The 11,258-nt window shown below is 31.9% G+C and carries 9 protein-coding genes and 1 riboswitch; of the genes, 1 reads left to right on the top strand and 8 read right to left on the bottom strand.

The genetic code is table 11. From position 1 onward, the window contains the following. Window positions 1–217 precede the first annotated feature (217 nt). Window positions 218–877, bottom strand: coding sequence for a riboflavin synthase (locus ACR0QS_RS06870; RefSeq protein WP_432632701.1), 660 nt, complete (start codon window positions 875–877; stop codon window positions 218–220). A gap of 15 nt (window positions 878–892) precedes the next feature. Further along, window positions 893–1,999 (bottom strand): bifunctional diaminohydroxyphosphoribosylaminopyrimidine deaminase/5-amino-6-(5-phosphoribosylamino)uracil reductase RibD, encoded by a 1,107-nt coding sequence (gene ribD, locus ACR0QS_RS06865; RefSeq protein ID WP_432632700.1) that lies wholly within the window; start codon window positions 1,997–1,999, stop codon window positions 893–895. 156 nt (window positions 2,000–2,155) lie between these two features. Further along, window positions 2,156–2,286, bottom strand: a riboswitch (FMN riboswitch). A 221-nt stretch (window positions 2,287–2,507) separates the two neighbouring features. On the opposite strand from ribD, the gene ACR0QS_RS06860 reads away from it, so the two are divergent. After that, window positions 2,508–5,627: an efflux RND transporter permease subunit gene (locus ACR0QS_RS06860; RefSeq protein WP_432632699.1), complete on the top strand. Its 3,120-nt coding sequence runs from the start codon at window positions 2,508–2,510 to the stop codon at window positions 5,625–5,627. Between the two features lie 77 nt (window positions 5,628–5,704). Here ACR0QS_RS06860 and ACR0QS_RS06855 read toward each other — a convergent pair whose 3' ends face one another. The 6 genes from ACR0QS_RS06855 to ACR0QS_RS06830 all read right to left on the bottom strand — a co-directional run bounded on the left by ACR0QS_RS06855 (window position 5,705) and on the right by ACR0QS_RS06830 (window position 11,011). Continuing rightward, entirely contained in the window at window positions 5,705–6,697 is a 993-nt protein-coding gene (locus tag ACR0QS_RS06855) for a tripartite tricarboxylate transporter substrate binding protein (protein WP_432632698.1), read from the bottom strand. Between the two features lie 81 nt (window positions 6,698–6,778). Beyond that, window positions 6,779–7,444 (bottom strand): endonuclease III domain-containing protein, encoded by a 666-nt coding sequence (locus tag ACR0QS_RS06850; RefSeq protein WP_432632697.1) that lies wholly within the window; start codon window positions 7,442–7,444, stop codon window positions 6,779–6,781. Window positions 7,445–7,473: 29 nt separating this feature from the next. Continuing rightward, window positions 7,474–8,424, bottom strand: coding sequence for a DUF3298 domain-containing protein (locus tag ACR0QS_RS06845; RefSeq protein WP_432632696.1), 951 nt, complete (start codon window positions 8,422–8,424; stop codon window positions 7,474–7,476). Between the two features lie 176 nt (window positions 8,425–8,600). After that, complete coding sequence (tpiA, locus tag ACR0QS_RS06840) at window positions 8,601–9,362, bottom strand: triose-phosphate isomerase (RefSeq protein ID WP_432632695.1); 762 nt, start codon at window positions 9,360–9,362, stop codon at window positions 8,601–8,603. 51 nt (window positions 9,363–9,413) lie between these two features. Beyond that, entirely contained in the window at window positions 9,414–9,971 is a 558-nt protein-coding gene (locus tag ACR0QS_RS06835) for an isochorismatase family protein (RefSeq protein WP_432632694.1), read from the bottom strand. 122 nt (window positions 9,972–10,093) lie between these two features. Beyond that, entirely contained in the window at window positions 10,094–11,011 is a 918-nt protein-coding gene (locus tag ACR0QS_RS06830; RefSeq protein WP_432632693.1) for a flagellar filament outer layer protein FlaA, read from the bottom strand. Between the last annotated feature and the right edge of the window lie 247 nt (window positions 11,012–11,258).

Genomic DNA, 11,258 nt, shown 5'->3' with positions numbered 1-11,258 from the left:
TTGAAGATATTCATTACGTGCACCGGCAGAGAAATTTCCACTCACGTTATCCGTTACTTTATGTGTTGTTACTACTGTTGACATATAATATGAGAATGAATACATATCAACAGTTCCTTTTTTCAAATCTTCCAAAGCTTCTTCTATTGTATTATAAATATTTTCCATTTTTGTTTCTCCAATTTTTATCTAAATTTTTTTTAATTATTTTCAAAAATTAATATCCGTTTTTAATTAAAAATTCCATGTTTATATTTGAATTTTTATTATTTGTTTCATTATTAAAATTAAAATCATTAAACGATAAAAGTTTTTCCACATATTTTCCAATTATATCGTTTTCAATATTAACTTTATCTCCCGATTTTTTATAATAAAGAACCGTCTCTTTCAAAGTATGCGGAATTATCGCAACGGAAAAATTATTTTTATTCGTATCGACTTTGGCTACGGTTAAACTTATTCCGTCAACGGCAACCGAACCTTTTTCAATTATATATTTCATTAAATTTGCATGACATTCTATAATAAGCTCGATGTCTTCGGCATTTTTAGAAATATTTTTCACGATTCCGATTCCATCTACATGCCCCGAAACTATATGCCCTCCGAGTCTTCCGTTTAAAGTTAATGCTCTTTCCAAATTTACTTTAAAGCCTGATTTTAAATCTCCCAAATTTGTTCTACTTAAAGTTTCGCTCGTAATATCGGCATTAAATATTTTATTTGAAAAACTTGACACGGTTAAGCATGTTCCGTTTACCGCTACGCTGTCTCCCAATTTCAAATCATCAAAAATTTTATTCGCTTCGATTGTTATAACTTTACTTTTTATGGATTTAACGATTCCCATTTCTTCTATTATTCCCGTAAACATTTTTTTAAATTCCTCTTAATATTTTAAATAATATTCCATAAATAAATCTTCGCATATATTTTCAATTTTTCCGTTAGTCAATTTTATCGCGTTATCGGGATTTTCAATTCCTTCTCCAGATATTGGAGTTTTCGCGTTTAATCCTCCGAAAATTTTAGGAGCTATATAAATTAAAGCTTTATCAATAAGTTTTTCTTTAAGTAAAGCTGCATGCAAAATAGAACCGCCTTCGATTAAAACGCTGTCTATATTTTTTTCTTCTCCCAAAATTTTTATAAGTTCTTTCAAATTGACTTTATTATCTTTAGAACAAGTTTCAATTATTTCAATTCCTAAATTTTCTAATTCTTTTTTCTTTTCTAAATTTTTATCCGATTTAATTGTCGCAATATATGTTTTTATATCTTTTGAAGTTTCGCATATATTCGATTTTAAATCTATTTTCAAATCGCTGTCCAAAATTATTCTTATTGGATTTTTAGGATTATCTTTTATTCTGCAATTCAAAGTTGGATTATCTTTAATAACCGTATTTATTCCAACCATTATTGCCGAATATTTTTTTCTAAATAAATGCGCATGCTCTCGGCTTTTTTCGGAAGTTATCCATTTTGATTTTCCGCTTACGGTTGCGATTTTTCCATCCATAGTCATCGCGTATTTCATAACCATAAAGGGCTTTTTGCTATTTATATAATGAAAAAATACTTCGTTTAATTTTCTGCATTCTTCTTCGAGGATATTTTCAACGACTTCTATTTTAGCGTCTCTCAATTTTTTTATTCCGTTTCCCGCGACTTTTTCATTGCTATCCAAACATCCTATTACTACTCTTTTAAATTTATTTTTTATTATCGCATCGGCGCATGGAGGAGTTTTTCCAAAATGCGAGCAAGGTTCTAAATTAACATATATTGTCGCGTTTTCTATATTATTGTTTTTATTTTTAGCGTCCAAAATTGCGTTTATTTCGGCATGATTTTCTCCGTATTTTTCATGATGTCCGATTCCCAAAATTTTATCGTCTTTAACAATGACGGCGCCAACCAAAGGATTAGGATTTACAAAGCCTTCTCCTTTTTTAGCTTCTTCTATAGCAAGTCTCATATATTTTTCATGCATTTTATAAACTCTAATTTTTTAATTAATTATTTTTCGGGGATTTTTGATTTATGATATTTTGAAATAATTCGTTATAAAATAAAACTCCAATAGTTCAATTAAAAAACTTATTGGAGCATTGACAAAGGAAGAATTTTCAATTATTTTATAACTAATTCAAATCTTCTACCATCCAGACTTTAACTGTCGGTTTTGGAATTTCACCAAATCTGCTTTATTTTAATTTATAAAATAAGCTCGCGGACTTTACCGCCGGTATGGAATTTCACCTCGCCCCGAAGATTTAATCGAATTATAGCATAATAGTAAATTTTTGTCAAATTTATTATTTATCAAATTTTATACGGTTAAAGACTTTTTCATTGCAAATGCACTAAAGCGTGTAGTTGACAAGTGAAGCAATCTATACAAACGATTATAAAATTTTTGACAATTCAAAATAATTAACATAATATATTTAAAACTTTTTTATATTTTATTCGTCTAAAATAAAAGAGGTTTAAACTAAATGAAATTTTTTATAGGGCTGGTTGTAAAAAGACCAGTCACAATAATCATGATAATAATATCCGTCTTGATATTAGGACTAATAAGTCTGTCGCGGCTTTCGATTGATTCTATGCCGAATATGCAAATGCCTTATATAAGCGTTAATACGAGATATAGAAACGCGGGACCTGAAGAGATAGAAAAATCGATTACAAAAATCATTGAAGGAGCGGTTGCTACCGTTAATAATATAAAAAATATAACTTCCTACTCGAGAGAAAATTCTTCCGATGTAATGGTAGAATTTAATTGGGGAGTAGATTTAAGAGAAGCAAGCGAAGATATAAGAGAGGCTTTGGAGAGAATATACGATTCGCTTCCCGATAATGCCGATAAACCGAATATAAGAAAATTTGCAACGGATGATACTTCATTAATGGAAGTTGCAATTTACGGTTTGGCGGATAAATCGGCTTTGTATAATATAGCCGAAAATCAAATTGCCCCGAAAATCAAGCAGGCAAAAGGAGTCGCTCAAGCGGAGACGAGAGGAGGATTAAAAAGGCAGATAAAAATTGACGCGAATTTAAATAGACTAAAAGCTTATAATATAAATATAAATGAAATATCCGAAGCGCTTTCGAGAGACAATAATAATTTAGTCGGCGGACAGGCTAATCATGGTTTTTACAAATATACGATAAGAACTATGGGAGAGATAAAAAGCGTTGACGATATAAAAAATATTTCAGTCGCGTTAAAAACGAATAGCTACGGTTCTAAAGCTATAATAAAAATAAGAGATTTGGCGGAAGTTTACGAAGGCTATGACGATGAAATCAATATAGTAAAACTAAACGGAGAAGAATCGGTTTCAATAGCGGTAAATAAAGAATCGGGGGCGAATACGGTTGAAGTCGCGAATAATGTCAAAAAAAATTTGGAAGAATATAATTTTCCCGAAGGCGTAAATTACGAGATAATGTTTAATACGGCGGACGGAATAAATGACGCTATTAAAGGAGTTTTATCTGCGGCTTGGCAGGGCGGATTATTTGCAATAATAGTTCTTATGCTTTATATGTGGAATATAAGAAGCGTTTCGGTAATCGCAATTTCAATTCCGCTTTCTATAATAATAACTTTTACTTTAATGTATTTCATGAATATCACTTTAAATGTTATATCTCTTTCGGGGCTTGTTTTGGGAATCGGAATGATGGTTGATAATTCGATTGTAGTTTTGGAAAATATATTTTATTATAGAAACGAAGGCTACGGAAAATATTCGAGCGCTATAAACGGAGCTTATAAAGTTTCTCTTGCAATAAGCGCGTCCACTTTTACGACAATAGCCGTTTTCCTTCCGTTTCTGTATATTGAAGGAATGACGAGTCAAATGTTTAGAGATTTATGCATTACGGTTGCAATTTCTATGATAGCGTCTTTACTTGTCGCATTAACCGTAGTTCCAATGTTTGGGGCGAGACTCGTGAGCGCTAAAAAATCAAAAATATTTTCCAAATTTGAAATTATAATAAATAAATATATTCACTCGAATATAAATAATATATATAATAAAGCGCTTAATTTTTCCATAAAAAATAAAAAACTTATACTTATTCCGTCAATGATATTCGTTATAATAATTTTAATTTTGGGTTTGAAATTTATAGGGAAAGAAGGATTTCCAAGAACGGACGAAGGACAATTTATGATTATGGCTACAATGCCAATCGGAACGAAAAGCGAACAAACTGCATCCTTTGTATCGCTTATGGAAAAAGACATTGAAGAAATAATTAAAAGCGATTTAAAAAGATTTCAATCGAGAATAAGAAGCGGAAGCGAATCGAGTTCGGCAAATATAAGAGTGGAACTTAAAAATAAAAGAGACAGAAAAGTAAAAAATATAAACGAATATATAAATATTATAAGAGATAAACTTTCGGTATATCCATGCACGATAAATATATGGTCATTGGGTTCTATGAGAGGAAATAGAGACAGAGGAGAATTTTTAAGAATGGAACTGCTCGGAGACGATTTGACTAAAGCGGAAGAACTTGGAAACAGAATCGTTAAAGAAGTTTCAAATATAAGCGGAATAAAATATATTTGGCTCGAAGAAGACGACTCTAATAAAGAATTGCAAATATTCGTTAATAGAGATGTAGCTGCAAAAATGGGACTTAAAGTAAACGATATAGCAAGAATAATAAATACGAGTTTCGCTGGTTCTACTGCGACTACAATAACTCCCGAAAATTCCGACTGGACGGATATTGATGTGAATGTGCAGCTTGAAAATTCGGATAAAGTAACTATAGAAGATGTAAAAAAAATAAGCGTTCCTGTAAACGGAGTTTTGATTCCTCTCTCTTCGATAGCCGATATAATAAAAAGCTACGGTCCGAGAATGGTGGAAAGAAAAGACAGAAAAAGAGTGACTACGGTTTATGCGAATATTGACGGAAAACCTTTAAACGAAGTTATGGCGGAAATTAAAGATAAAATGAATGACGAAATATTTGTTCCTTCGGGAATATCCATAAATTACGCGGGCGATTTTGAAGATATGAACGAAGCTTTTAATCAGCTTATTTTGGCTTTGATTTTGGCGCTCGTTCTGGTTTATTCTATTATGGCGAGTCAGTTTGAATCGCTTATTGCTCCTTTCATTATAGCTTTATCCGTTCCTTTCGGGCTTGCGGGTTCTTTAATCGCTTTACTTATATCTCAAACGACTTTAAGCGCATACAGTGCGATTGGATGCGTGGTTTTGGTTGGAATAGTGGTAAATAACGGAATAGTATTGATAGATTATATGAATCAGCTTATGCATGAAAAAAATATAAACGGAGATAAAGCCGCTTTGGAATCGGGAAACAGAAGATTAAGACCGATTCTTATGACGACATTAACGACAATACTCGGAATACTTCCTATGGCTTTGGGTTCGGAAAGCGGAAACGAAATGTATAAACCTTTATCAATCGCTTTACTTGGCGGACTTTCAATATCGACAATATTCACTTTGATTATAGTTCCCACAATTTACGGAGCGATAAGAAATAAAATTCCGCTAAAAGATTACGATAAAAAAGATTTTGAAAGCAAAGAAGATTTTGTTAAATAAAAAAGCGCATCCGATATAAAATCGGAATACGCTCTATGAATAAAAAACCTTTAATGTTATGATATATCTAATTTGATTTAAAATCTACTTAACATATTTATATCCTGCATTATCGCTTTATAATCTTCTTCGGATTTTTCCAAAAATCTTACAAATTCCGCAGAATCAAGATAATATTCCTCCCAATCGTATTTACTCAAAGCTTCTTTCCATTCTTGAGTGTTTCTCATTCGAGCCAAAGCGTTTGTCCAGTAATCGAAAGCGTATTTTGGCATATCGGGCGCGCCGAATAAACCTCTCCAATTTACAAAAGTAGCGTCTATTCCTTCCTCTATGCAAGTTGGAATTTGTCCTTTTACTCCGCTTCCTATTCTTCTATCCGCCGTTTGAGCCAGAATTTTCAAATCTCCTCTTTCAGCAAGTCCCATAGTGTCGGCTAAACTTGTGGAAAATAAATCAACATTTCCTTGCAATAACTGTTCGGCTGCATTTTCGTTAAAAGAAATATAATCTATTTGATTAAGATTGTCAACTCCAGCGGCTTTCGCTATAATCAAAAACTGAATATGGTCCATGGAACCCGCGGCTGAAAATCCTCCTATTTTTACGGATTTAGGATTTCTTTTTAAGTCGTCCATAACATCGTTAATAGTTTGATACTTTGAATCCGCTCGAACTATAAACGCTCCGTAATCGGCTATCAAATTTGCAAGAGGAGTTAAATTTCTAAAACTATTTTGAGTAGTCCCGTTTAAATTTATAAAAATTATCGGAGGAGAATAAACCATTATCGTATTCGCGTCTCCTTTTTTACTTTGCATAGCGTCTAAATGAACCGCTCCGCCTTTTCCCGCGACATTTCTAACATTAATCGGAGCTTTAACTATTTGACTACTCGACAATACATTAGCTACAGTTCGTATAGTTAAATCCCATCCGCTGTTTACTCCAGTGGGCGCGATAAAATCTAAATTTCCGCTTGGATAATTGGATGAATTCTCTTCGCCTTTACATGACGCGATAATTATAAGCGCAAGAGAGATTGAAAAAATTTTTAATAAAGCCTTCATAATAAAAACCTTCCCATTACAAATATTTTTATGTTTAACGAATTAATGATATATTTATTTTATATTAAAGTCAATATAAGATTAAATTTTTTTCAAATATTCGTTCTTAAAATAATCGCAGTATTTTGAAACGCTGCATTTATCACAGTTTGGATTTATCGGCTTGCAAAGATTTTGTCCGTATATTACCAAAGTGTCGTTATAAACTCGCCAATATTTTTTCGGAAGTTTTTTTCTTAAAGCGAATTCCGTTTGTTCGGGCTTTTTTGTCGCTACATATCCGAATCTGTTCGATATTCGATGCACATGAGTATCAACGCAAATTCCGTCTTTATCAAACGCTTCGGTGACTACTAAATTTGCAACTTTTCTTCCAATGCCTTTAAGTTTCAAAAGTTCGTCTATTTCATCGGGAACTTTTCCGTTATAATCTTCTATAATGATTTTTGATACTTCCAAAATATTTTTCGCTTTCACTCTATAAAAACCTACGGGATAAATTAATTTTGCTATTTCGTCTTCAGTCAATTTAAGCATTTCTTTAGGATTTCCCGCTTTTTCAAATAATCTTATAGAAGCGTCTCTTGTGGCGGCGTCTTTTGTCCTTAAAGATAGCATAGTCGATATTAAAATTTTATAAGCGTCTTTATTTGTCGTCAATTTGATTTCAGTCACTACGGGCATCGGCATGGTTTTGGTGACTTTCAAAAGTTCTTTCATTATTTTATCTATATCTTTATCGTTCATAAAATCATTAACCTAAAAATTTAATTAATCTACTCGAATAAATAAAAAAACGGAGAGTTATCGCTTACGAAAGGCTTTAATTCGGAAAATGTGAATTCGATTTCTATTATTCCTTTTGAATAATCTGCTATTTTGTAAACGGGATAAATAAACTTTACGCCAACGGGAGTTATATCGAAAGTGTCGCTCAATTCTATATTATTAAAATCAAAATAATCTCTCTCCGAATGCATCGATAATAATTTATTTTTCATTAAATTAATCAAATCCATATCCCTCGTATTGTATATTAAATCTGATAATTTTGTTCCGATTCTGTTTCCAGTTTCTATCGAATAAATATAAGCTACAGAAGTGTCAATTCCATGAACTCCGCCCGCGTAAGAATAATTGTCTATAGAAAAAGAAATTATTTTATCATCCAAATAGGACACATTTATTTCTCGCTTTACAGTAATATCCGTTTCTTCCGATAAATTATTTTTCCAATTATTGTAATCGGCGATTATTTCGCTATTAAGTATAGAGGCTATGCCGTCTTCGTCTAAAGATTTTACTCCGTCAACATCGATTGAAATTTTATCCAAAACTTTTGATTTTTTTTGATTTTCTATAACTATAGCGTCTCTGCTCGATTCGAATTTTCCGCTTTCTTCCAAATCTATATTTAACGAAGAATTAATAATAGTCGCTTTGCTTACCAAAGAAGATTCGAATTGCGAAAAGTTAAAATTAAATTTATTATTTTTATCGGACGATATCCAAAATCCCGAAAAAAACATATTCTCGGTTACATTTCCATTTAGGGATGCGGTTTTATTATTTCCGACAAATTCGTTAATATAAAAAGTGTCTCCGTTGATGTTTCCGTCAATATCTATAAATTGTTTAATATTGTCGTAATAATATTTTCCCGAAATTCTGTTTCCTCTAATATAAAGATACATAGTTATAGCCGAACCGCCTATACTTCCTTTCATAAAATAAAATTCTTTTTTGGAAATATTCGGCGTTTGGCTAAAAGCTATGGTATAACAAAATAAAAAAACAAACGGGATTAAATATATAATCTTATAAATTATTCTATTTATTCGTTTCATAGTCCGACATTATATAATTTTTAAATTATAAATACAATATCTATTTATCGCTTTATTTATTTTGCGACATAATTAACTATTCTTGCGAATTTATCGGCAACTAAAGCGGCTCCGCCAACCAATGCTCCGTCTATATTCGGCATATTGAGTAAGTCGTCCGCATTCTTTTCGTTTACGCTTCCGCCGTATAGAATAATTATATTATCCGCAATCTTATCGTTATAAATGGATTTCAAAGTTTCTCTTATAGTTTTATGAACATCGTCCGCATCTTGAGGAGTCGCCGTTTTTCCCGTTCCAATTGCCCATACGGGTTCGTAAGCGATTATAACTTTTGAGGCTTCGCTTTCGGTTAAACCTTGAAAATCTTTTTTAATCTGCCCGCTTACTATATCGGAAGTGATTCCTTTTTCTCTCTCTTCCAAATGTTCGCCAACGCATAAAACGGGAATAAGATTTTTATCCAAAGCTCTTTTAACTTTTTTATTTATAAGTTCGTCTTTCTCTCCGAATATGTCTCTGCACTCTGAATGCCCTATAATAACATATTCGCATCCAACCGAAAGAAGCATATCGGCTGAAATTTGTCCCGTGAAAGCGCCTTTTTCTTCAAAATATAGATTCTGTGCGCCAAGTTTAATATTAGTGCCTTTGATAGCGTTATGAACATCGCTTAAACAAGTAAATGTCGGCGCTATCATAATATCTCTGTCTTTTGCGTCTTTAACCATATCTTTTAATTGAGATACCAATTCCAAAGCCTCTTTATTGGTATTATTCATTTTCCAGTTTCCAGCTATAAATTTTTTTCTTGCCATTTTATATCCTCTTTTAATATTTTTTATTATTTATTATTTTAAAATCTTTTATTATTTTACTAAATTGCTTAAATCTTTAAAATTCGGAACTTTTGAATTCTCTATATGCGCAAATAAAACCATTTCCGTTGTTATTACATTAGCTCCTAATTTTCGCATTTGCTTTAATGCGATTTTTTTACTTTCGCTGGTTCTCGATGCGCAAGCGTCCGCCACAACATATACGGCATAACCGTTTTGAATTAAATGAAAAACCGTATAATAAACGCAAACATGAGTTTCAAGCCCGAATATTATAATATTTTTTTTATTAAGAGAGTTGAATTCGTTTACAAAATCTTCTACTCCAAAAGCGCTAAAATAATCTTTAGAAAACATTTTATGATTTTTAGGCAGCTCTATTTTTGAATCGGTCTTTCCAAGTCTTTGAGGATACTGCTCGGTTATCAATACGGGAATATTATATATTTCCGACATTTTCATTAAGATATTCGAATTCTTTACCAAAGTTTCTTTATCATGCATAGCGGGAATTAATCTCTCTTGCAACTCTAAGCATATAAATAAAGACTCTTCTTTATTCAATATAGGTTTATTTTCTACTTTCATTTTTTACCTCTTTTTTTATATAATTTTATTATAATTATTATACCATAAAAAATAAAAAAGGGAAAACAATAAATTTTGCTTTCCCTTAATTTTTTAGCTTAATCAATAATCAACTATTGAAATTATTCTTGAGTTTCTTCTTCATTTTGATTATCGGCGCCCATTCTTCTTTGTTCCAAATCTCTCAATTCGTTGAACTCGCGCATTTTAGCAGCTTCTATAGCCTGTCTTCTTTCGTTTTCGGTTTTTATTAGCTGCCATGTTCCTTCATCGTCTATATCTTCTTCAAAATCTACTACGGCTAAATCATGTTCTACCGTAATATCTTTAACATAAACGATAAAATCTCCGCCTCTCGTATCTTTAGTTCTATAGAAACCTAAAGAGTCTATTTTTACGGAAGGCATCATTTTAGGGTAAAGAGGTTCTCTCACCAACACTCTATCGCGAACATTTGCCAAATACTCGCTGTTTTCCCATCGCAACTGTCTCCAACCGCTGAAATAAACATTACCCATAGGATAAGAACTCAATACGCCATGTTCATTTTGCATATTAACGAAATAACCGATTAAATAATTTCGTCCATATACCCATGAACTTATAGACCTGATTGCGCCCACATTATGTATAACGCCTTTGCCTTCGGTATATTTAGTTCCTTCGGCTCCGCCATACATTTCAAGCTCATAACCAGGTTTAACCAACGCATAGCTATTCCATGCGGCTATAGGAAAATGAACTCTAATTCCGAGAACATTTCCAGCTTCCCAAGTTCCGCCGTTACCTTGACTTTCAGTATTCGTAACATACGAATTCCTGCGATTCTCCGTAAGTCTTGCGGACTCGTTCAACCATACAACCCAATTATCGTTAAACACGGTTTGTTGAGCTGTAATCAATTCGTTCGTATCGCCTTCTTCGCTTTGCAAATTATCAGCAACGCCAGTTATTGCAAAATCAATCAAAGTTGAATTTGTCAATCCGTAAGCTGATGCGGCGATAAAAATGGTAGTTAATACTGCAAATAACTTTTTCATTTATTGCACTCCTTGTTTTAATTAATATCATAAAGATTATTTATTATCCTAATTTATACATCAATTTAATTATTTTGTCAAGCGTTTTAAATAAAAAAATTTAATTAAATTCCGCTTTTTTATTGAAATAATGCATAATTGTTATAAATTTCGTTATATAAAATAAAAAATTTAGTAATTATGTAAACAAAACTTAAAAAAATTTAAAAAAATTCTTGACTATTTGCAAATAATTACTATATTATGG

Source organism: Brachyspira sp. (genome assembly GCF_050873525.1).
In the GTDB taxonomy this organism is placed as follows: domain Bacteria; phylum Spirochaetota; class Brachyspiria; order Brachyspirales; family Brachyspiraceae; genus Brachyspira.
This window is presented reverse-complemented; position numbering and strand designations above follow the sequence as displayed.

What these genes read in the sequence shown, in the direction of transcription:
- ACR0QS_RS06835 (WP_432632694.1), bottom strand. Translation starts at nt 9,971, where the DNA reads ATGAAAGTAGAAAATAAACCTATATTGAATAAAGAAGAGTCTTTATTT.
- ribD (WP_432632700.1), bottom strand. Translation starts at nt 1,999, where the DNA reads ATGCATGAAAAATATATGAGACTTGCTATAGAAGAAGCTAAAAAAGGA.
- ACR0QS_RS06850 (WP_432632697.1), bottom strand. Translation starts at nt 7,444, where the DNA reads ATGAACGATAAAGATATAGATAAAATAATGAAAGAACTTTTGAAAGTC.
- ACR0QS_RS06855 (WP_432632698.1), bottom strand. Translation starts at nt 6,697, where the DNA reads ATGAAGGCTTTATTAAAAATTTTTTCAATCTCTCTTGCGCTTATAATT.
- ACR0QS_RS06845 (WP_432632696.1), bottom strand. Translation starts at nt 8,424, where the DNA reads ATGAAAGGAAGTATAGGCGGTTCGGCTATAACTATGTATCTTTATATT.
- tpiA (WP_432632695.1), bottom strand. Translation starts at nt 9,362, where the DNA reads ATGGCAAGAAAAAAATTTATAGCTGGAAACTGGAAAATGAATAATACC.
- ACR0QS_RS06830 (WP_432632693.1), bottom strand. Translation starts at nt 11,011, where the DNA reads ATGAAAAAGTTATTTGCAGTATTAACTACCATTTTTATCGCCGCATCA.
- ACR0QS_RS06860 (WP_432632699.1), top strand. Translation starts at nt 2,508, where the DNA reads ATGAAATTTTTTATAGGGCTGGTTGTAAAAAGACCAGTCACAATAATC.
- ACR0QS_RS06870 (WP_432632701.1), bottom strand. Translation starts at nt 877, where the DNA reads ATGTTTACGGGAATAATAGAAGAAATGGGAATCGTTAAATCCATAAAA.